20 protein-coding genes are annotated in these 20,909 nt (G+C 30.2%); 5 read left to right on the top strand and 15 right to left on the bottom strand.

Features of this window, described 5'->3' with window-relative positions:
* Positions 1-6: 6 nt before the first annotated feature.
* From ATE90_RS00515 to ATE90_RS00490, 6 genes are all read right to left on the bottom strand, one after another.
* Positions 7-816 carry an undecaprenyl-diphosphate phosphatase gene (locus tag ATE90_RS00515; protein ID WP_036782606.1) on the bottom strand — a complete coding sequence of 270 codons (810 nt, stop codon included), beginning with the start codon at positions 814-816 and terminating at the stop codon, positions 7-9.
* A 2-nt stretch (positions 817-818) separates the two neighbouring features.
* Entirely contained in the window at positions 819-1,061 is a 243-nt protein-coding gene (locus ATE90_RS00510) for a DUF3098 domain-containing protein (protein WP_036782603.1), read from the bottom strand.
* Positions 1,062-1,064: 3 nt separating this feature from the next.
* Positions 1,065-1,943, bottom strand: coding sequence for a cell division protein FtsX (locus tag ATE90_RS00505; RefSeq protein WP_036782602.1), 879 nt, complete (start codon positions 1,941-1,943; stop codon positions 1,065-1,067).
* A 75-nt stretch (positions 1,944-2,018) separates the two neighbouring features.
* On the bottom strand, positions 2,019-2,420 hold the full coding sequence (gene mce / locus ATE90_RS00500; RefSeq protein WP_036782600.1) for a methylmalonyl-CoA epimerase: 402 nt from the start codon (positions 2,418-2,420) through the stop codon (positions 2,019-2,021).
* A gap of 12 nt (positions 2,421-2,432) precedes the next feature.
* A complete protein-coding gene (locus ATE90_RS00495; protein WP_101450577.1) occupies positions 2,433-3,854 on the bottom strand; it encodes a DUF5689 domain-containing protein in 1,422 nt (473 codons plus the stop codon).
* Between the two features lie 16 nt (positions 3,855-3,870).
* On the bottom strand, positions 3,871-6,621 hold the full coding sequence (locus ATE90_RS00490; RefSeq protein ID WP_036782595.1) for a carboxypeptidase-like regulatory domain-containing protein: 2,751 nt from the start codon (positions 6,619-6,621) through the stop codon (positions 3,871-3,873).
* A 132-nt stretch (positions 6,622-6,753) separates the two neighbouring features.
* Here ATE90_RS00490 and ATE90_RS00485 point away from each other — a divergent pair, with 132 nt between their 5' ends.
* The gene (locus ATE90_RS00485; protein ID WP_036782592.1) at positions 6,754-7,809 is read left to right on the top strand and encodes an endonuclease/exonuclease/phosphatase family protein; all 1,056 of its coding nucleotides are present in this window, start codon (positions 6,754-6,756) and stop codon (positions 7,807-7,809) included.
* A gap of 88 nt (positions 7,810-7,897) precedes the next feature.
* Here the strand turns inward: ATE90_RS00485 and ATE90_RS00480 are convergent, their stop codons facing one another.
* A complete protein-coding gene (locus ATE90_RS00480) occupies positions 7,898-9,427 on the bottom strand; it encodes an Rne/Rng family ribonuclease (RefSeq protein WP_036782590.1) in 1,530 nt (509 codons plus the stop codon).
* A 310-nt stretch (positions 9,428-9,737) separates the two neighbouring features.
* The gene (locus ATE90_RS00475; protein ID WP_015481675.1) at positions 9,738-10,028 is read right to left on the bottom strand and encodes an HU family DNA-binding protein; all 291 of its coding nucleotides are present in this window, start codon (positions 10,026-10,028) and stop codon (positions 9,738-9,740) included.
* A gap of 141 nt (positions 10,029-10,169) precedes the next feature.
* Between ATE90_RS00475 and mutY the strand changes: the two genes are divergently transcribed.
* The 4 genes from mutY to gldD are packed head-to-tail and all read left to right on the top strand — an operon-like array spanning position 10,170 to position 13,577.
* On the top strand, positions 10,170-11,213 hold the full coding sequence (mutY, locus tag ATE90_RS00470) for an A/G-specific adenine glycosylase (RefSeq protein WP_101450575.1): 1,044 nt from the start codon (positions 10,170-10,172) through the stop codon (positions 11,211-11,213).
* A gap of 40 nt (positions 11,214-11,253) precedes the next feature.
* Entirely contained in the window at positions 11,254-11,685 is a 432-nt protein-coding gene (locus ATE90_RS00465; RefSeq protein ID WP_036782583.1) for a single-stranded DNA-binding protein, read from the top strand.
* Between the two features lie 19 nt (positions 11,686-11,704).
* Positions 11,705-13,033, top strand: a complete 1,329-nt coding sequence (gldE, locus tag ATE90_RS00460; protein WP_036782580.1) for a gliding motility-associated protein GldE — start codon at positions 11,705-11,707, stop codon at positions 13,031-13,033.
* Complete coding sequence (gldD, locus tag ATE90_RS00455; protein ID WP_036782577.1) at positions 13,026-13,577, top strand: gliding motility lipoprotein GldD; 552 nt, start codon at positions 13,026-13,028, stop codon at positions 13,575-13,577. The genes gldE and gldD overlap by 8 nt, the downstream gene beginning before the upstream one ends.
* Before the next feature lie 132 nt (positions 13,578-13,709).
* Here gldD and ATE90_RS00450 read toward each other — a convergent pair whose 3' ends face one another.
* The 7 genes from ATE90_RS00450 to ATE90_RS00420 all read right to left on the bottom strand — a co-directional run bounded on the left by ATE90_RS00450 (position 13,710) and on the right by ATE90_RS00420 (position 20,909).
* Complete coding sequence (locus ATE90_RS00450) at positions 13,710-15,479, bottom strand: MutS-related protein (RefSeq protein WP_101450573.1); 1,770 nt, start codon at positions 15,477-15,479, stop codon at positions 13,710-13,712.
* Positions 15,480-15,484: 5 nt separating this feature from the next.
* The gene (locus ATE90_RS00445) at positions 15,485-16,528 is read right to left on the bottom strand and encodes a HesA/MoeB/ThiF family protein (RefSeq protein ID WP_254712289.1); all 1,044 of its coding nucleotides are present in this window, start codon (positions 16,526-16,528) and stop codon (positions 15,485-15,487) included.
* Positions 16,529-16,602: 74 nt separating this feature from the next.
* The gene (locus tag ATE90_RS00440) at positions 16,603-17,709 is read right to left on the bottom strand and encodes an NTP transferase domain-containing protein (RefSeq protein WP_101450569.1); all 1,107 of its coding nucleotides are present in this window, start codon (positions 17,707-17,709) and stop codon (positions 16,603-16,605) included.
* Positions 17,702-18,178 carry a cyclic pyranopterin monophosphate synthase MoaC gene (gene moaC / locus ATE90_RS00435; RefSeq protein ID WP_036782565.1) on the bottom strand — a complete coding sequence of 159 codons (477 nt, stop codon included), beginning with the start codon at positions 18,176-18,178 and terminating at the stop codon, positions 17,702-17,704. Before moaC ends, ATE90_RS00440 begins: the two co-directional genes overlap by 8 nt.
* Entirely contained in the window at positions 18,178-19,365 is a 1,188-nt protein-coding gene (locus ATE90_RS00430) for a molybdopterin molybdotransferase MoeA (RefSeq protein WP_036782562.1), read from the bottom strand. The genes moaC and ATE90_RS00430 overlap by 1 nt, the downstream gene beginning before the upstream one ends.
* A 137-nt stretch (positions 19,366-19,502) precedes the next feature.
* Positions 19,503-20,495 (bottom strand): GTP 3',8-cyclase MoaA, encoded by a 993-nt coding sequence (gene moaA, locus ATE90_RS00425; RefSeq protein ID WP_081958124.1) that lies wholly within the window; start codon positions 20,493-20,495, stop codon positions 19,503-19,505.
* On the bottom strand, positions 20,496-20,909 hold the full coding sequence (locus tag ATE90_RS00420) for a DUF6691 family protein (RefSeq protein WP_036782557.1): 414 nt from the start codon (positions 20,907-20,909) through the stop codon (positions 20,496-20,498). It lies immediately after the preceding gene.

Here is a 20,909-nt window from a genome sequence, read left to right as displayed (position 1 = left end):
AAAAAATTAAATGGTTAATCTATAAATGAAAAAATGAATGATTAACAATGTAATTCCTAAAATAATTCTATAGTAACCAAAAATTTTAAACCCTTTTCTACTTAAATAATCAATAAAAGATTTAATCGCGATTAAAGCAACTATAAAAGCTACAATATTACCAATAATTAGATAATTAATTTGATCTGAAGAAAGTTCGAAACCTGCTTTATAATAGTCGTAACTTTTTTTTGCAGTAGCTCCCAACATTGTTGGAACTGCCAAAAAGAAAGAAAATTCTGCTGCAGTTTTTCTATTAATTTTTTGCGTCATTCCTCCTACAATACTTGCTCCACTTCTCGAGGTACCAGGAATCATCGCTAAACATTGAAAAAAACCAATTTTTAAAGCATTCGCATAACTTATTTCTGTGTGTTCATTTGGATTTTTCTCATCAAATTCTTCATTTCCCTTAAACCATTCATCAACTTTTAATAGAATGAAACCTCCTATTATTAAAGAAATTGCCACAGTAATTGGGCTTTCTAATAAACTATCTATTACATCATTTAATAATAAGCCTAAAACAACTGCCGGTATAAATGCCACTAATAGTTTAAAATAAAAATCAAAACTTTGAAAAAAACGTTTCCAATATAAAACGACCACGGATAAAATGGCCCCTAATTGAATAACAATAGTAAAAAGTTTGGTAAAATCATCCGTTGCAATTCGCATAAAAGATGATGCTATAATCATGTGACCTGTTGATGATACCGGTAAAAACTCTGTGATTCCTTCAATTACAGCTAGAATGATCGTCTCTAATAAATTCATATTTATTTTTTTGGTTTGGCAAAAATAGCATAAATTTCTATTACCAATCCAATAATTACCAAAGTTGGCGCTAATCGTATACGCTGCCAGTTATATATTTCTTCATTAAAAACCTCTGGATTATCACTTCCACCTCCGGACATGAAAATAAATCCGAAAGCAATAAAAACGATGCCAACAAGCATGATTCTATAGTTCTTTTGACCAAAGAGAAATTCTTTTTTTTGATTATTTTCTTTTTGCATATTTTAATAATAAAGTTCGTCTGTTTTTAAATTTAAAAAGCGCTGTGTGGCAAAGAATGTGCTTACCCACGTAATTATAAAGGCTGATAAAAGTACACCACCAACTAAATATCCTAACGAAAAGTAATCTTTTAAAAGTTCTAAACCTGGTATGTATTTATCTACATAATAAATTACAAATGCCAGCCCTATCAAAGCGAATAAAGCGCCAATCATTCCTAATTTTATACTTCTCCAAATAAATGGCTTTCTGATAAACCGTTTTGTTGCGCCCACCATTTGCATGGTTTTTATATTAAATCGTTTTGAGTAAATAGACAATCTTATGGAACTATTAATTAAAATCATTGCGACTAGACTAAAAAAACCACTGAAGACGAATAGCCAAAAACTGATTCTTTTAATATTTTTAGTTAATAAATTAATTAAAGGTTTATCATATGAAACATCTGCTACAAATGCATTTTTTAAAAAGCGATTTTCTAATTCTTGTATTTTTTCTGGTGTAACAAAATCTGCTTTTAGATAAATATCTATTCCATTTTTCAAAGGATTACTCCCTAAAAATTCAAGGAAATCTTCACCAATTTCTTTGCTATATTTTTTTGCTGCTTGTGTTTTACTTGTATAAATAGCTTTTTTTGTGAAAATTTCTTCTAAAAGAGATTCTCTAAACGATTTTATTTGTTTTTGAGTTACCTTGTCTTTTATAAAAAGTGTAATAGCCACTTTTTCTTTGACATGATTTGCAACTTTAGTAGACTTTAATAAAATCAACCCTAAAACACCCACCATAAAAAGCACCAAAGCAATACTAACTACAACTGAAATGTAAGAAGATTGCAGGCGTCTTTTTTGATAAGAATCAAACTTAGATGACATGGTGTATTTGCTTTTAAAATCATTGCAAGATAATAATTAGTATGCAGTTGACATTAACAGTTAGCAGTATTTTAACTATTCTATTTCTTGGCACAACTCGATTAAAACTCCGTTTGTAGTTTTGGGATGTAAAAAAGCAACCAATTTATTATCTGCCCCTTTTTTAGGTATTTCATTTAAGACAACAAAACCTTCTTTTTTCAGTCTTTCAATTTCCGTTTTTATGTTTGAAACTGCAAATGCAATATGATGAATTCCTTCTCCTTTTTTATTGATAAATTTTGCAATGGGACTTTCTGGGTTTGTTGCTTGCAGTAATTCAATTTTATTAGGCCCACTTTTAAAAAAAGAGGTTTTAACTCCCTCTGAAATCACTTCCTCTTCTTTGTAATGTTCTTCCCCAAATAATGAAGCAAATAATTTATTTGATACCTTAAGATCTTTTACAGCAATACCAATGTGTTCTATTTTTTTCATATGATAAGAATATTATTCTGCAATAATAGTGATATTATCTAATTCATACGTCCCATCAAAATAAACATTTCCGCTTCCTGCATATCTAAAAGCAATAAAAGCAGTACCAGTATAATTTGATAAATTTACAAAAGTAGAATGCACCCAATTTTTAAAGCCTTCTCCATTAGAAACTATTTTTGCTGGTAAAACACTCCAAGTTGCAGAGGATATATTTGATTCAGTTCCATCCCAATCTGCAGAGATTAAGACTTCTAAATTACTTCCGTTTGCAAAACTATTAGAGGTTTCAAAGGATAAAAATTCTGCTGTAGTTGTGTCTAAATCTATCCCTTTTGTAATCAACCAAGTAATTGTACTTGCATCTCCTGAGCTTTTAGAACCCACTCTTGCTGCTTTACTTTGAGCATACGTATCTGAATAAGATCTCCAAGATTTTGTGCCTTTTTCTCTATAATTCAACCAATCTGTAATTCTTATTTCTCCAGATAAATTATCAAAATTTTCTTCTAATAAAATGATTGGAAAATCGCTTTCAGAACGCGTTACACATCTATCTTCGGACATTACAACATCTTCTGTAGAATTTAAAACTAACACTAAAAAATGACCATTATAATCTTGAGAAACAACTGCATTTATGGTACCGCCTCCAACAGGTAATGCCTTATTTGCAAAACTTGCAAACGAACTAGTCTCTAACAATAAATCTGCATAACCCACTGTTTGACAAGTTTGTATTTTACGCTGTGTATCAAAATCTTCTGTTGGATCTACATACGTTTTCCCTTCTAAATTAGATGGAAAGAAGACGCCTTTTACGGTTATAAATGTACCAATATCTGAAGCGCTTAAACCTGCTAAAGAAACTTCTTTTGGAATAATTATTGCTGTTTCCTTAGAACGAAAAAAATGAGTATTCATTTGATTTAAAGCAACACTTTGTATTTCTTTTACATCCGTTGTACTAACTTTTCCACCAATTGTAATTATGCCATCACCGGAATTAACTTCACCGATATACAAGCCTTTTAAACGAATATAAACTTCTCTTCCGAAGTTAAATTTATTATAACTATTAGTTAAATTAATGGCTATTTTAATTCCTGCCGTCGGGTTTTCAGCTGCATCCTGCATATAAAATTCTCTAAAATAATTACCTTTAGCATCCGAAGAGATAACATATCCTTTTACGATAATATCGGAAACTATTTTTATAGGATCATTACCTGAATTATATAAACTTTTTAAATCTTTTATCGATTTTAATTCTAATTGATTGTTTTGAATACTGTCTCTAATTGTCTCTAATTTTAGATTCTCTTCAGCTCCTAAATTTTGGGGTACTGTAAAATCATTATCTTCTACACAGGTAATAAAAAACATACTTGTTATAAAAATAATGAATAAGATGCTTGCTTTATTTTTTTTCATTTCAATTTATTTTTTTTTAAAAACTAATATTCACATTCATAAAGTAGGTTGTGCCTCTTCCATACCAATATTTATTACCAAAAACAGGTTTGTTTAGCGCTTTATCAGCTCTTAATTCATTATAATTTGCATTTCTACCTTGCTCAAATCCTCCAGATTTATACTCCGTATTTAGTAGGTTATTTACCGTTGCGAATGCACTAATGTAATATCTCTCTATCTTCCAAGATTTTCCTCCAACAAGGTTTACAACTTTATAATTATTAAATTTTTCTTGCTGCAAAAGCTCTCTAGCAACCTCTATATCATAATCCGGAAATGTTAAACCATCTGCATCTGTATAAAAATTACTGGATCTTGTTAATGGTGCAATATCTACAAAAGTGTTGCTAAAGAAATTTACCGTTGCACCAATCCACCAATAATTTGGGTCTCTATATTCAAAACCAACAGAATGTGCAGTGTGAGGTCCTGCTGCAATTTTATAGTTTTTTAAATTTGATATGTAATTTCCTGAACGACCGTTTTCATCAAAAATTCCTTCATTTGTAACGTCTGAAGTAAGATACAAATCAGGATTATTAGCATAGGTAAAACTACCAATAGAAGCTGCTCCTTTTAATTTTATGGTTGGCGTAACTTGTGCTTCTAAACCAAATTCTAGTCCAAGCTGTTTCTTTTCAATCCCCGATAAAATTTCCTGAACAAAAGCAGTGTTATCTCCTCCAACTCCATCAGCAAAATAAAAAGAAATTTCAGTTGCATCCTCTATCTCGGTATAGTAAGTGGTTACTCTAGAAGTAATTATCGGACCTCTTCTAATATAACTTACATCCGAAGAAAATACTTTTTCACTCTGTAAATCATTAACTATATTGTTATTCTCTCTAGCATTAGAAAAAGAGTTTCTAATGGTTGGCGCTTGCGTTAAATAAGCAAAATTTGCATCTATTAAATTACGCCCATTAATTTTATACGTTGCGCCTGTTTTTATACCATAGTTAATGAAATTTAATTTCTCTGATTTCCCAAAAGAACTATTTTCAAAACGACCATTTTGATACAAACCTTCTCTTTGATTTGTTATTTTAGAAATCTTTGCAGCTGCATAAAAATCTATTTTATTGTATTTAAACTGTACCTGTGCAAAAGCATTAATTAGAACTGAACTTAAATTAAAATTATATCTAAATTTATCACCAACACCAACAACTCTGTTTGGATTTAATACATCATTTTGCATTTGCACTTCTGTATCTGCAAAATTATTGATGTCTAAATAGCCGACTCCTCCTAATAAGTCGAGAACTTCTGCAAAATTTTTAGAACGTAAACCTTTGTATTCTAATTTTCCGTTTATAGAAATATTATTATTAATCTCTGCATTGTAAATGGTATTTATGGTAAATTGTTTGTCATCATTTCTATCCTCATACAAAACATACGCATTGTTTAAAGCAACACTTGCATTGGTGGTATTTGCATCAAAAATACGATCCCAGTTTAATTGCCCGTTATTTACAAAGTTTTCTTGGGCATTATAGGCACCGGATAAATCATTATATCTCAGAAAGTAACTTGGTAATATTTGGTAATACGAAGGACTAGGATTTGAGCCTCCGTTAAAATCTAAACGACTATTTCCTATTTTCCCAAACTGATAAGATCCATTTGTTTGTAATGTTACATTTTCTGAAACATTCCAATAATGACTGAACATTAAAATGGGTTCTACAACTTCTTTTATTCTGGAATTACGTTTTTTTCCATTGAGATTCCCCCAATACTCATTATACTTAATTCCTTTTAAATCGAAAACTTCTTGGGTGTTAGGCGAAGATTTACCTCTTCTATTTGGGGTAAAAATTCCTGTAAAATTTAGACTGTGATTCTCGTTAATTTTCTTCTCTATAGATGCGAAAACAGCATATGCATTGTAAGAAGTTCCTTCATTAAAACCTTCGTTTCCTAATCTCCTACTTGCGGAAAAAGTCATCGCCCAACCTTTTTCAGAAATACCTGTAGAATGCGTTGCCATAACTCTATGCTCATAACTTCTATTGGATGAAGAATAAGAGATTCTTGTTCCAGGTCTTTGCTGCGAAGCTCTCGTATCCATGTTTGTAGATCCTAAAACACCTCCAAAAGTAAAATTAGACGGGGATAAACCATTACTAAATTCTTGATTCCTTAAAACATCATTGAGCCCGCCCCAATTGCTCCATTGCGCCCTGCCATCATAAACCTTGTTCATTTCAATTCCGTTAATTAAAACTTTACCGTTTCCAGAATCCAATCCTTTTATTCTAAAAAAAGAAGAACTAAACTCAAAAGCAGCAGTTCTTAAAAAAATATCTTTTGAAGCATGCAAAAGTCCAGAGATATTATCGGCAGCACTTGCATCATTATTTAATTCATCATCTGTAATTGTAATAATACTTATATCTTGTTCCTCTGTAATATCTTTGTATAAAATGATTGAACCTAAATCCAAGGTCTTTCCAGAGAGTTCTATAGGAAAATTCTGAGTTTCAAATCCATTAAATTTAATTTCTAAAACGTAGCTTCCGTTGGAAAGATCTTTTAAATGAAAGAAGCCATTTATATCTGATTTAGTAGTAACATTTGTGTTTTTAACACGCACAAAGACATTCGATAATGGGCTTTCAGAATTATTATCTACGACAATTCCTATTATAATATTTTGGGAATATATTGTTGTAAAGCACAACAGAAACAGAACTATTAATATAATAGTTTTATTCATAATTTTTTCTTTTTCAATTTTATAGCAAAGTAAAACTACTGATTTTTAGTTAAAAAAAGACAGCCAAAAGAATTTTTTATTTTTAATGATGCTTTTTGTTCTGTAAGTTTGTGGTTAATAAAAACTAAAAAAATGAAGAAGAAAACCTATTTACTATTTCTCTTAATGTTCACTATATGTGTCACTTTTTCACAGAAAAATCAAAATAAATACTCGATTAGAACCATTGCTTTTTACAATTTAGAAAACCTTTTTGACACTATAAATGACACTTCTATTAATGATGAAGCTAGCCCGATGATGGAGTTAAAATCAAACAGGTCCAAAGTTTATTGGGACAAGATTGATAAGCTAGCAAGTACGATTGCACAAATAGGATTAGATAAAGCAAATACGAGTCCTGCAATTATCGGGGTTTCCGAAGTAGAGAACCTAGGTGTTATAGAAGATTTGGTTAAAAATAAGCATTTAGTAAAAAATAATTATGGAATAATACATTACGATTCGCCTGACAAACGCGGAATTGATGTAGCCTTATTATATCAAAAAAAGTATTTTAAACCTATATATCATGAAGCTTTTAATCCTAATATTTATAAAAATACTTTTAAAGTATATACCAGAGATCAGTTATTAGTTTCTGGTTATTTAGATGATGAATTAATTCATGTTATTGTAAATCATTGGCCATCTAGAAGTGGTGGTGAAGCAAAGAGCAGGCCTTTACGTGAGAAAGCCGCATATCAAAACACAAAAATTATTGATCAAATTAGGGAAAACGACCCAAACGCTAAAATTCTTATTTTAGGTGATTTTAATGATGACCCTATAAACTCTAGTTTTAAAAACATTTTAAAAACAAAAAGAAAAAAGAAAAATGTAGGGAAAAACGATATTTACAATCCGTATGAGGATCTTTATATGAGAGGTTTTAACACCCTAGCTTACAGAGACAATTTGAACCTTTTTGATATGATTTTAATTTCATCACCATTATTAGATAGAGGCAAAAAAGATTTTTCTAATTACAAAATGTTTCAAGCGATGATTTTTAATAAACGCTTTTTAAGTGATAAAAAGGGGAAATTTAAAGGTTATCCCTTTAGAAGTTTTTCTAATGGTGGGTATACTGGTGGTTATTCAGATCATTACCCTGTTTATATGTATTTAATTAAAGAGAAAAAGTAAACATAACTTTATAAAATAGAAAAACCCGTAACTTTAAAAGTTACGGGTTTTTTTGATAAAAAATTATTGCCTTTTACGAGTATAAAAATTAATCTCTAGGAGATTTAAATCTATAATGTAAGTATGTGTAAGCATCTCTAGGTATAATAGTAATCCACTTTTTGTGTTTTAAATACCATTTAAAACGAATAGAATTTACGCCTTTTAATAAATAAGCAGCGATAAAAGGATGCAAGTGTAATTGTATCTTTTTATTTTTTGGATTAGAAATAAATTTTTCTAAATCTGCTTGAATTTTGTCTAATAAGACAATTGGCGCTTCTACATCTCCATTTTTATTTGGGTTGGCTTCGGTAGTTTTTATACTTAACTCTGGTCTAACCCTTTGTCTTGTAATTTGCACCAAACCAAATTTACTTGGAGGTAATATTTTATGTTTTGTTCTATCTAAAGCCATTTGCTCTTTTAAGTGCTGATACAGTTTGTTTCTGTTTTCAGCCTTATGCATATCAATAAAATCAACAACTATAATCCCGCCCATATCACGCAATTGCAATTGACGTGCTATTTCTGTAGCTGAAATTAAATTTACTTCTAATGCTGTATCTTCTTGAGAGCCTGCTTTATTAGAACGGTTTCCGCTATTAACATCAATAACGTGTAAAGCTTCTGTGTGCTCTATTACTAGATACGCACCTCTGCTCATAGAAACTGTTTTACCAAACGATGTTTTTATTTGTCTTTCTATTCCATATTTTTCAAAAATTGGAGTTTCAGACTTGTGCAACTTTACTATTTTTTCTTTTTCAGGATAAATCTCTTGTAGATATTCTTTAATTTCTACTTTCAAAGTTTCATCATTTGTTACAATACTTGTAAAAGTTTCATTCATAACGTCTCTTAAAATAGAAGACGCCCTGTTTAATTCGCTCAAAATTTTTGTTGGTGTATTTGTGTTAGCTATGCTTTTACACATTGTTTTCCAACGTTCTAATGAGTTTTGCAAATCTTTATCTAATTCCGCCACCTTTTTTCCTTCGGCAACAGTTCTTAAAATAACGCCAAAACCTTTTGGTTTTATGCTTTTTGCTAATCTTTTTAATCGTTCTTTTTCTTTTGGGTCTTCAATTTTTTGAGAAACTGAAACTCTGTTAGAAAAAGGAACTAATACCAAAAATCTACCAGCTATTGAAAGCTCTGAACTTAATCTTGGGCCTTTTGTAGAAATTGGCTCTTTTACAATTTGTACTAAAAGGTTTTGACCTGTTTTTAGTACCTTATTTATACTACCGTCTTTGTTAATTTCTTCCTCAAATCGGAAGTTTTTTAAAGTGAATTCTTTATACCTACCTGTGCTTACTTTCTTAATGAACGTATTTAATGAGTTTACTTGCGCACCTAAATCATGATAATGTAAAAACCCGTCTTTTGGGTATCCTACATTTACAAAGGCTGCATTTAAACCTGTTAATACCTTTCCTATTTTGGCTAAAAAAATATCGCCAACAGAAAATTTATTACCAGTTGTTTCATTATTTAATTCAATAAGTTTTCCATCTCTTAATAAGGCAAAATCAATATCAGATGAATTTGAACGAATTATTAATTCTGTTTTCATACTGAAATGGTTTTAATCTACACTTCATTGTGCAGATGGATTAATATTGTCAGGTATTTGTAATACCGTGAGAAGATTTACTGCTTTACACAGCGTGTAAATCTTCGGATGTCAATGAACTTTTTTTAATTGATTTTTTTCGCTAAACAATAAACGAAAAAGTAAGCATTTGCTTACTTTTTCTTGTGTCTATTTGCTCTAGCTCTTTTCTTTCTTTTGTGTGTAGAGATTTTTGCTCTCTTTCTTTTTTTACCACTTGGCATAATGTTCTTTTGTTTTTTAAACCTATTCGGCTTAGATTAATATTGTGTTACTTAACAGCTACTTTATTTTTTACTCCTTCAGTAAAAGTTTTCGCTGGTTTAAAAGCTGGAATGTTGTGTGCTGGAATTTTAATAGTCGTATTTTTTGAAATATTTCTACCTGTTTTCTCTGCTCTAGTTTTAATAATAAAACTACCAAAACCTCTTAAATAAACGTTATCCCCATTTTCCAATGCATCTTTAACTTCAGTCATAAACGCCTCAACTGTTGCTAAAACATCTGTCTTTTCTATACCAGATTTGTCTGAAATTTTCGATACGATATCTGCTTTCGTCATGTTTCTATTTTTACTATATTTTTATTAATTTACTTTCAAAAATGCGGATGCAAATATATGATAATTAATCAATTCCGAAAAGATAAAGACTTAAATTTATATGAATTTTAAAATGTAATATTGTAAATCTATTTTTTATCGATGAAATTTTCTAATACATTAATTTACTGGTACTTACAAAACAACAGAGAATTGCCTTGGCGTAAAGTCAATAATCCATACTTTATTTGGCTATCAGAGATTATGTTACAGCAAACAAGAGTTGCACAAGGAATGGCCTATTATTTAAAATTTACTGAAAATTTTCCAACTGTTTTTGATCTCGCTAAAGCGGATGAAAGCACTGTTTTAAAAATGTGGCAAGGTTTAGGATATTACTCCCGTGCAAGAAATTTACATCACTCAGCAAAACAAATAGCCATCGAATTTAATGGTGAATTTCCTTCTACCTACAAAGAAATAATTAAACTAAAAGGTATAGGGGATTATACCGCTTCTGCAATTGCATCGATTTGTTTTAATGAACCAACTGCTGTAGTAGACGGAAATGTCTACAGAGTTTTGTCTCGTTATTTTGGCATTAAAACACCTATAAATTCATCAACGGGAATTAAAGAATTTAAAGCTTTAGCTCAAACTTTAATAAATAAATCTCAACCAGGAACTCACAATCAAGCAATTATGGATTTTGGCGCACTTCTTTGCAAACCTCAAAATCCTTTATGCGAAACTTGCCCTTTGGCGGATAGCTGTGTGGCTTTGGAAAAGAAATTGATAAAAGAACTTCCCGTAAAAGAAAAAAAAATAAAAGTGAGAAATAGATATTTTAACTTTCTGGTTGTCAAAACTGATGATGGAAAAACAATTTTATCAGAAAGAAAAGGAAAAGGAATTTGGCAAGGGTTATATCAATTCCCTTTAATTGAAAGTGATAAGAGCATCAACAAAAACGAACTTGTTTCTTCAGAGGAATTTATAAATTTATTTCCACATATAACAACTTTATCTCTCTTCAATAAAAAAGAAATTGTGCATAAATTATCTCATCAGCACTTATACACACAATTCTGGGTTGTAGAGGTATTAGCGTCATCAGCAGCAAAAATAAAATGGAACGTTGTTCATAAATATCCTGTTCCTGTTTTAATTGCTAATTTCTTAGAGACCTTTCAAATTAAAAAGTAATTGAATTTTTTAGTATATTTGATATGAAAACACAAATGCTATGGCAGGTACAATAAATAAGGTAATTTTAATCGGTAATTTAGGTGATGATGTGAAAATGCATTATTTCGAAGGAGGTAATTCTATTGGAAGATTCCCTATTGCAACAAGCGAAAGTTATACAAATAAACAAACTGGAGAAAAAGTATCAACTACCGATTGGCATAATATTGTTGTTAGAAATAAGCTGGCAGAAATTTGCGAAAAATATTTATCAAAAGGGGATAAAGTGTATGTTGAAGGAAAATTAAAAAACCGTCAATGGGAACAAGACGGAGTGAAACGTTATTCGACCGAAATTCATGTAAATGAAATGACTTTTTTAACGACTAAAAAGAGTCTTGAAAACACGAACAATGCTCCTCAAAACCAAAACTCTTCTGCAAGTCCAAAGTCAGTTGTAAAAGAAGAAAATGATGATTTACCTTTTTAATTTGCTAAACTTTTAGAATTTGGACCCAGATCCCGAACCTTTATTTTTATTATCTACTTCAATTGATTTTTTAAATGTAATTAATGCCTTTGTTTTAATTGCTTTGCTTTTAAGTTCTGCATTAATTTCCGGAACAGAAGTTGCCTTTTTTTCGCTTTCCCAAACAGATTTAAACAAACTTTCAAATGGTGGAAAAGGAGGAGATATTATTGTAAAACTACTCGAAAAACCTAGAAAATTATTGGCTACGATTTTAATCACGAATAATTTCATCAATATTTTAATTGTGTTGTTATTTGCTTCTTTAGCAGAAAGTTTATTTAATAATTTTACGTATCAGCTAAATCTTTATTTTTTTATAATTCCAGTTCGTTTTTTAGTTGAAATAATACTAGTGACTTTTTTAATTCTTTTATTTGGAGAGGTTTTACCAAAAGTCTATGCTTCTAGAAATGCGCTTCGCTTTTCAATAAAAATGTCTAAATTTATTCATCTCATAAATATTTTCTTAACGCCTTTTAGCATGCCTTTAATTGCGTTAACGAAGTTTATTGAAAAAAAGCTAGGGAACAAAAACACTAATTTCTCTGTTGAAACCTTATCGCAAGCCTTAGAGCTAACCTCTGAAGGAGCGACCACAAAAGAAGAACAAAAAATTTTAGAAGGTATTGTGAATTTTGGAAACACAGAAACTGTGCAAATCATGAAACCTAGAATAGATATTTTCGCGCTTTCTAGCGATGACAGTTATGAAGAGGTTTTAAATAAAATTCTTAAAAACGGATATTCTAGAAACCCTGTTTATAATGAAAATATAGACACTATTATTGGCGTTTTATATGCCAAAGATTTATTAGCACATTTAGACAAGAAAACTTTTAATTGGCAAAATTTAATTAGGGAAGCTTTTTTTGTTCCTGAAAATAAAAAATTAGATGACTTGTTGAGCGATTTTAAAGAGCGTAAAAATCACTTGGCAATTGTAGTTGATGAATATGGAGGCACAAGCGGATTGGTAACTTTAGAAGACGTTATTGAAGAGATTGTAGGGGATATAAATGATGAGTTTGATGATGATGATTTAGCTTATTCTAAAATTGATGAAAATACATACGTTTTTGAAGGCAAAACAAGCATCAAAGATTTCTGCAGAGTTTTAGATGATGAAGATGAAGAAATTTTTGAGGAAGAAAAAGGCGAGAGTGAAACAATTGCTGGTTTTATTTTAGAAATTTCGGGTAAATTCCCAAAAAAAGGAGAGAAAATAAACTTCAAGAATTATACGTTTACAATTGAAGCTTTAGATAAAAAACGTATAAGGCAAGTAAAAGCAACCAAAAATGCGTAATATTTTTATACTGATAATTTCACTTATTTTTATTTCTTGCAATGAAATTGTTTTACCAAAACCAAAAGCATATTTGAGTTTAGAGTACCCTAAAAAAGAATATAAAAAATTAGAAATTTCGGGGCCTTATACTTTTGAAATTTTAAAGGCTGCAAAGGTTATAGGTGCTAAAAATTATTGGTTAAAAATACGGTATCCAAAATTAAAAGCATCCCTAGACATCACCTACAGACCAGTGGAAAACAATATAAAAGAACTCTTAACTGAAGCTGAAAAACTCGTTTTTAAACATGCGCTTAAAGCTGAACAAATTACACCTAAAGACTTTATAGATGCCAATAAAAGAGTTTTTGGAAGCTTATATGAAATTACCGGAAATGCCGCTTCTCAAATACAATTTCACATCACGGATAGTACTACTAATTTTATAAAAGGATCATTGTCTTTTTATGCAAAACCAAACTACGATTCCATTCTACCTGCGGTTGCCTATATCAAGGAAGATATTCTGCGTTTAATAGAAACATTAGAGTGGAAAAATTAAAGAATTAACCGTATAGTTATGTATAGTCCAAGGGCAAATAAACGATTATTTTATCCCAAAGAATTTATTTGGTAGAAAAATATTTCTAATACAATCAAGCTAAGTAGAAGTATTACTGCAATGACATAAAAATTAAATAATGTTCATCTTCTTCAACAAAAAGGAAGCATTCATATTTTTACAAATTCCATTTTTTAAAGTATAGTCAAAATGCAGTTCATTATTAATTATTTCTGCATCAAAATAATAATTTTTAACTTCTAAAAATTGATTTTCTAAGTCACACAAGCTAACATCATGCGTTGCAATAATACCTGTTGATTTAGATTTGGTAAGCTTTTCTAAAAATTTTTTAGACCCAATTGCTTTGTCTTTACTGTTTGTTCCTTTTAAAATTTCATCTAAAATAATAAAGTATTTTTCTTCTTCAATTTCATCAACAATAAATTTTAAACGCTTTAATTCTGAATAAAAATAAGATTCATCTTCTGTTAAAGAATCTGAAGTCCTCATGCTTGTTATCAATTTTATAGGCGAATACTGAAAGCTTTCTGCACAAACTGGCAAACCACAATTTGCCATAACAATAGACAAAGAAACCGTTCTTAAAAACGTGCTTTTTCCTGCCATATTTGAACCTGTAACAATAAAAAACTGCTCATCATCAATTATAAAATTGTTATCAATTCTTTTATTCGAATCTAATAAAGGGTGACCTAAATTTGTAGATTTTATAATTCCTTTTTCTGCTTTAATCTCAGGTAAAACAAAGTCTGGATGATTAAATTTAAAGTTTGCTAAAGAGTTTTGCGCATCAAAATAAGCAACTACTTCAAACCATTTTTTCACAGTATGTTTATAATTCTCAACCCATTTTTCTACTTTGCAAGCATTTGCAATTTCCCAAAGAAATAATCCACTTCCTACAACTGCAATAACGATGTTGTTTCTATTATCAAAAGCGTCTAAAATTCTAGCAAATTTTTTAAAAATTATGGATGCTTTTTTATTTTCAGATTTTATAATATCTTGCTTTACGAGCAATGTTTTTGATGTAAACTTTTCTTTTTCAATTTCATTTAATAAAAAATGATACTGCTTAAACGTTTCTCTAATTTTATCAGTTTGAGTATATAAATTATTTGTTTTTTTCAAGAATCTTCCCGTAATAAAAAGCCCAATAAAAAACCAAATTATTAAACCTGTAAATGAAATAATTCCAAAAGAAATTAGCCCAATTAAAGCCAAAGAAATTATTGAAAAACCAATTTGAACTTTTCTTAAATAATTTGGGAAAACTGTTTTGTAATTTAAAATCCAATTTGCAATAAAACCAGTTTTATGTTTTACTGAAACCAAGCTTGCTAAAGCAGAAAAATGTTGACGCCATTTTACTTTTCTAGAAAGCTCATTCACTGCACCTTGTTTTTCTATAATTGCATCATTTTTATTTTCAGTAAGTGAATTTGCTAATGCTATTTTTCCATCATTTGTAGCAGTTCTATTTATATATTGAAAAAACGAACCTTTGCCAAACAAATCAATATCATTGCTATAAAAATGAGTAGGATTTACAAATTCACTTCCCGTATCTAAATGAGAAAAATCGCGTTTTAAAACTTTAATTTCTTTCGAATTTATAGCTATTTTAGTATCTATAATATCTTTTTCTCTTTTTACATTGATGTATTTTATCACTAAAAATGAAAATAGAAAAACACCTAAAAAAGCAATGATTAATCCGTCTGGAATCTTACCAAAAGTAAGGTAGATTAAAAAGCAAGTAGTTAAAAAAACTGTAAATCTGAATATCCCCAAATTAATGAGGTTCTTTTTTAATTTTGAAGCTTGTTTTTCTAGTTCTAATTTTTCTTGAGTATAAAACTCTAAAGGTTTTTTCATTAATCTTATTTGTATCTAGAAAGTCCACCCGTTAAATTAAGAACTTCTAAATTTGGATATTTAGCCTTCATTTTCTCGGTGGCTTTGTAACTATTAAACCCTCTTTGACAAACCATTACATATGTTTTATCAAAATCAATATCTATTTTTTCCGGATCAAAATTATTGATATGAATTGTTTGATGAACTTCAAAAGGCAATTCTAAATTATTTAAAACTGCGATTAATTCTAAATTTTCATCTTCTAACTTTTCTTTTAAGTCTTTTGGCGCTATTTGCCACTCAGGATTTTGAACTGAACAGGCAGCATCTAAATAGGTATGAATTTTAAAAATTTTTGCAATTTTATCTTTTAAAACTGTTGGTTTTAATTTCATTTTTAACTGTGTATTTTGCATCGAGTTGTAAATTAACAGTTCATTCAGCAAGGGTTTTCCTATTCCTGTAATAAGTTTTAAAATTTCATTTACTTGCTGAGTGGCAATCGTTCCTACTATAGAATTTAACGTTCCTGCTTCTTCACAATTCGGGATATCTGTTGCCATTTCCGGAAAAGCATCTCTTAAATTTGAAGAGTAACTTCCGTCTTTTTGTAACACATTAAATGTCGCCACATAACCATCAAACTTGTACAAAGAGCCATACACCAATGGTTTCTTTTTAATAACGCAAGCATCGTTTAGTAAGTATTTTATTGTTAACGAATCAGTGCCATCAACCACAATGTCAACTTCAGAAATCAACTCAAAAACGTTCTTTTTTGTAATCGGTTTATTTGTAAAACTGACCTCGGTAAAAGGCGCTCTTTTTCTTATAAAATCGGCTAAAACCTCAACTTTTGGTTTCCCAACATCCTCTAAAGCATAAAAAATCTGTCTGTGTAAATTCGTGACGTCGACAGTATCAAAATCGATTAAGTGAATTTTTCCAATACCACTTGACGCCAAATAAACTGCAATAGGGCTTCCTAAACCTCCACAACCAACTACCAAAACTGAGGCATTTTGTAATTTATGCTGCCCTACCTCACCAATTTCTGATAAGGTCATCTGTCGTTTGAAAAAATTTTGTTTAGTGACTTTCATTACTTCTATTTCCTACAATAGCGAACCTAATCTATTCGCTAATTACGTATTTCCTTTTTTGCAGATTTATATTCTTCAGGTGTGTTTATATTTCTGATAAAGTCATTATCCACTTCTACAATTTCTACATCAGAATTAATCAGCATTTTACGCGGACAAGAGTAACCTTGTGCTAAATATTGCATCAGAATAGGATACGCTTTAGGTTCATAAATAGTAATTAAAGGCTCCACAAATTGATTGCTTTCCCCCTTAATAGCAGTGGCAACTTTACTAGAATTTCTATGTTTTAATAATAATTGAATAATTTTAGCATCGATAAAAGGGACATCTGTTGCTAAAACAAACCAAGCCGCATTTGGATCTTTTTGAAATGCAGAACAGATTCCGCCAAAAGGACCTAAATTATAAAATTTGTCAGAAATTTCTTGATTATTTTCTGACGAATCCCGGACAGAATAAAAGGTTTCCAAATTATTATTTTCTAACAATTCTTTCGCAAACACTTTTTGAGGTTTACCAAAATAATCCAATTCAGATTTATCTTGACCCATTCTGGTGCTTTTTCCTCCAGCTAAAACCAACCCTTTTACTGGGGCAATTTTTTCTTCAATAAGATTGTTAATATGCTGTGAAATCTTATCAACTTCATCTATTGTATAGCAAATAAGATCTTTTATTTGTGGATATTTTTCTTCTAAAAAACTAAAATATTTGGTTTCTTTTGTCAACTTTACAACAAACTGAATACTGTCTAATTGGTCTAATCTTTTTAAAACAGAAGCTTCTTTAGCTTCATCTAAGATTAAAATTTGTTTTGCCCCTTGATAATGATTTCCGTTTATAAAAACGTAATCATACTGTGCAAATTGCAGACGCTGTTCAAACTTATTTAGGTTTCCAGAAGTTGTTATTTGTACATTTCCTTCGTGATGAAAAACAAATTCTGACAAACTATTTTCTTCAACATCTTTTGCGTGAGAAGCATCGAAATATGCTAATTTATACTTCGATAATTTCCTTGAAATTTTAGTAACTAAATCAGAAATATTACCACAATTTGTGCCCAAAAATGAAATTTCATTTGGAGCAAAATTATCATTATATCTCCTTGCTAAGTTTGTATGCTTCTTGTGTTTAATCATTTTTAATATCAGATTTTCCGCCTTTTTTCTCTAATAATCTTACTTCTTTTATTACCATTTCTTGATGGATGCTTTTACACATATCATAAATAGTTAAACAAGTAATATTCACGCCTGTTAAGGCTTCCATTTCTACACCGGTTTTTCCTTCAATAGTAACCTCACAGATCACTTCAATGTTTTCAGAATCTATAATTTTTATATCAATATCTACTCCAGTAATTAATAATGGATGGCACATAGGAATCAATTCTGATGTCTTTTTTACACCCTGAATTCCAGCAATAATTGCTGTCTGAAAAACGGGGCCTTTTTTTGTGATTAATTCATCATTTGTAAAATGAGAAATCACTTCTTTTCCTAAAAACATGGTTGCTTTCGCCATGGCTGTTCGCTTGGTGATTTTCTTGTCGGAAACATTGACCATTTTAGGGTTATTCTTCTTATTTAAATGACTAAAATCACTCATTATCTATATTTTAATATCGGAAAAACCTCTCCTTTTTTAAACTCAACTCTATCATTTGGTAACTGAATAAACGCATCTGTTTTTATCAAACTTGCTAAATCTCCAGAACCATTTCCTGTAATTGGAAAGGCAACTAAATGGCCAAATTTATTTTCTAATTTTACTTGTAAAAAATAGGTTAAACTTGGTTTAAAAGAGACGTCTTCTCCTAAAATAGCCATTTCTTCCTTGACTTTTATTCCTACAGATTTATAATACCAAGGATAAAAATACGCTAAACAATTTACAAAAGTCGAAATTGGATTTCCTGGAAAAGCAAAAACAGGTTTATTATTTTTAACGCCATACCAAAAAGGCTTACCTGGTCTTTGCGTAATTCTATGAAATAATTTTTCTACTTTGAGTTCTGCTAAAACTGCTGGCAAAAAATCAAATTTTCCTTTGCTTACTGCTCCGCTAAAGATGAGAACATCATACTTCTTTAAATAGTTTGCAATTTTTTGTTGAAGTACTTCTTTATCGTCAGCAATATGAGAAGTCTTAGCTTTAATCCCTAATTTTTTCAACAAAGAAACTAGGGTAAATGCATTACTTCTTCTGATTTGATGTGCCAATGGATTTTCATTGACCTCGACCAATTCATCGCCAGTAGAAACAATTATTACTTTAGGAGTTTTAGCAACTTTTACAGTCGCTTTTCCAACGGTTGCAATAACGCCAATTTCAGCAGCAGAAATTATTGTATTCTTTTCAATTAGAAGATCTCCTTGAATTCTATCTTTCCCTTTGGGGTGAATATTTTTTCCTAACTCCAAAATTTTAAGGTTAATTGAAGCAATTCCGTTCTTAATTTGGACATCTTCATAACGAATTACAGTATCTGTGTTAATGGGCAACACGGCTCCGGTCATAACTTCCATACAATTACTGTCAATTGTCATTGTTTTCTGCTCAGCACCTGCGGCCTGAATTCCTTCAACGTTAAAATCTATAATTCCATGTTCAAAAAAACGATGGTTAATAGCAATGCCATCCATAGAGACTCTATTGAATGGTGGGAAATCTCTATCTGCAACAATATCTTCTTTTAATACTTTACCCACTGACTTTAAGAAAGGAACTTCCTCTACGCCAAAACCTTGAGTAGAATTTAAAACGGTTTGTAAAGCTTGTGCTACTGAAATCATATTAAATATTTAATCATAAATATTACCTAAACTATAAACTCTTATACTTCATTATTACCGACCTCATAGCGGTCTAAATTTTTAAAATACAATACTAAAATAAAAATCTTAAGCAATTTAAGTAATTAAAACGGCTACTACCCTCCAATTGTACTCATGCTTTCAGAAACACCACCTTTTTTTCGGTTTGCCTCTGCAATAAAACCGTTTTTTGGTTTCTGTTTTACTAATGATAAAAAAAGTTCTTTTAAATCGTCATTCGATGCGCCTTTTCTTATAAAATCACGAAGGTTAAAAACACCATCATCAAACAAACAATTTTTAAATGTTCCTGTGGAAGTAATTCTAATTCGATTACAATCGTTACAAATTGTTCTTGTAAAAGCAGGAATGATTCCGACAGATCCTAAATGATTGTCAATTGCATAATTTCTTGAAGTTGATGACTTTTCTGATTGAACTTCAGAAACATCAAACTCAGTTTTAATCTCGTTTAGAATTCTCTTAAAGGTCCAATTTTCTTTCATTTCTCGCTGTCCTTTGCCGTTAAATGGCATTTCTTCAATAAAGCGGACTGCAACATTTTTGTCTTTCGTTAATCTTACAAAATCCACAATCTCCTCGGTATTAAAACCCGATTGCACAACGATGTTTAGCTTTAAACTTAAACTACTCTTTTCAAGCATCTCAAACGTCTTATAGACTTCTGGAAAAACATCCCTTCTTGTAATTTTAGCAAACTTATCTCGCTTTAAACTATCTATGCTTAAATTGATGTTTTTTACTTTTTCTAACTTTTCAATTCTATCTATATGATGAGAAATTAACGCGCCGTTGGTTGTAATGTTAATTGCGTCTAACAAATCATTATAAGAGAGCATTTCTAGGAAGTCTACAAAATCTTTACGCACAAAAGGCTCTCCTCCTGTTAAACGCACCTTATTAACTCCTAATTCTGTTAATACGCGTATTAAACGATACATCTCCTTAAAAGTTAATAATTCTTGTCTTGGAACAATATCAATTCCATGAGCAGGCATACAATATTGGCAACGTAAATTACAGCGATCAGTAACTGCTAATCGCACATATTCCATTTGTCGGCCAAAATTATCTATTAATTTACTCATTTAATTTGGTAATTTCTTACTTAATAATCCATATATGAATGCTCCTAAAAGTGTCCCGAAGAATAAAATTAAAGCAGGAATTAATTTAAACCCCAAAATAATAAAAATTGGCGCAGCACAAGCTCCTGAAATACCCCATCCTACACCAAAAAAAGTTCCTCCAACAAGAGTCCTTATAAAACCTTTTTTCTTCTGCTCTGGCTCAATTCTATTTCCGTTAATATCTTTTATTTTTCCGTATTTAAATAACTGCATAAAAATCATAGAAATTAAAACTGCTCCTCCAATTACACCAAACATGTGAAAAGACTGAAATTTAAACATCTCATAAAATCGATACCAAGAAATAGCTTGAGTTTTACTTAAAACGATTGCAAAGAAAATTCCTAAAATTAAAAATTTAATATTTTTCAT

This window comes from Polaribacter sp. Hel1_33_96, from assembly GCF_002846595.1.
Classification (GTDB): Bacteria; Bacteroidota; Bacteroidia; order Flavobacteriales; family Flavobacteriaceae; genus Polaribacter.
This window is presented reverse-complemented; position numbering and strand designations above follow the sequence as displayed.

What these genes read in the sequence shown, in the direction of transcription:
- ATE90_RS00515 (WP_036782606.1), bottom strand. Translation starts at nt 816, where the DNA reads ATGAATTTATTAGAGACGATCATTCTAGCTGTAATTGAAGGAATCACA.
- ATE90_RS00510 (WP_036782603.1), bottom strand. Translation starts at nt 1,061, where the DNA reads ATGCAAAAAGAAAATAATCAAAAAAAAGAATTTCTCTTTGGTCAAAAG.
- ATE90_RS00505 (WP_036782602.1), bottom strand. Translation starts at nt 1,943, where the DNA reads ATGTCATCTAAGTTTGATTCTTATCAAAAAAGACGCCTGCAATCTTCT.
- mce (WP_036782600.1), bottom strand. Translation starts at nt 2,420, where the DNA reads ATGAAAAAAATAGAACACATTGGTATTGCTGTAAAAGATCTTAAGGTA.
- ATE90_RS00495 (WP_101450577.1), bottom strand. Translation starts at nt 3,854, where the DNA reads ATGAAAAAAAATAAAGCAAGCATCTTATTCATTATTTTTATAACAAGT.
- ATE90_RS00490 (WP_036782595.1), bottom strand. Translation starts at nt 6,621, where the DNA reads ATGAATAAAACTATTATATTAATAGTTCTGTTTCTGTTGTGCTTTACA.
- ATE90_RS00485 (WP_036782592.1), top strand. Translation starts at nt 6,754, where the DNA reads ATGAAGAAGAAAACCTATTTACTATTTCTCTTAATGTTCACTATATGT.
- ATE90_RS00480 (WP_036782590.1), bottom strand. Translation starts at nt 9,427, where the DNA reads ATGAAAACAGAATTAATAATTCGTTCAAATTCATCTGATATTGATTTT.
- ATE90_RS00475 (WP_015481675.1), bottom strand. Translation starts at nt 10,028, where the DNA reads ATGACGAAAGCAGATATCGTATCGAAAATTTCAGACAAATCTGGTATA.
- mutY (WP_101450575.1), top strand. Translation starts at nt 10,170, where the DNA reads ATGAAATTTTCTAATACATTAATTTACTGGTACTTACAAAACAACAGA.
- ATE90_RS00465 (WP_036782583.1), top strand. Translation starts at nt 11,254, where the DNA reads ATGGCAGGTACAATAAATAAGGTAATTTTAATCGGTAATTTAGGTGAT.
- gldD (WP_036782577.1), top strand. Translation starts at nt 13,026, where the DNA reads ATGCGTAATATTTTTATACTGATAATTTCACTTATTTTTATTTCTTGC.
- ATE90_RS00450 (WP_101450573.1), bottom strand. Translation starts at nt 15,479, where the DNA reads ATGAAAAAACCTTTAGAGTTTTATACTCAAGAAAAATTAGAACTAGAA.
- ATE90_RS00445 (WP_254712289.1), bottom strand. Translation starts at nt 16,528, where the DNA reads ATGACCTTATCAGAAATTGGTGAGGTAGGGCAGCATAAATTACAAAAT.
- ATE90_RS00440 (WP_101450569.1), bottom strand. Translation starts at nt 17,709, where the DNA reads ATGATTAAACACAAGAAGCATACAAACTTAGCAAGGAGATATAATGAT.
- moaC (WP_036782565.1), bottom strand. Translation starts at nt 18,178, where the DNA reads ATGAGTGATTTTAGTCATTTAAATAAGAAGAATAACCCTAAAATGGTC.
- ATE90_RS00430 (WP_036782562.1), bottom strand. Translation starts at nt 19,365, where the DNA reads ATGATTTCAGTAGCACAAGCTTTACAAACCGTTTTAAATTCTACTCAA.
- moaA (WP_081958124.1), bottom strand. Translation starts at nt 20,495, where the DNA reads ATGAGTAAATTAATAGATAATTTTGGCCGACAAATGGAATATGTGCGA.
- ATE90_RS00420 (WP_036782557.1), bottom strand. Translation starts at nt 20,909, where the DNA reads ATGAAAAATATTAAATTTTTAATTTTAGGAATTTTCTTTGCAATCGTT.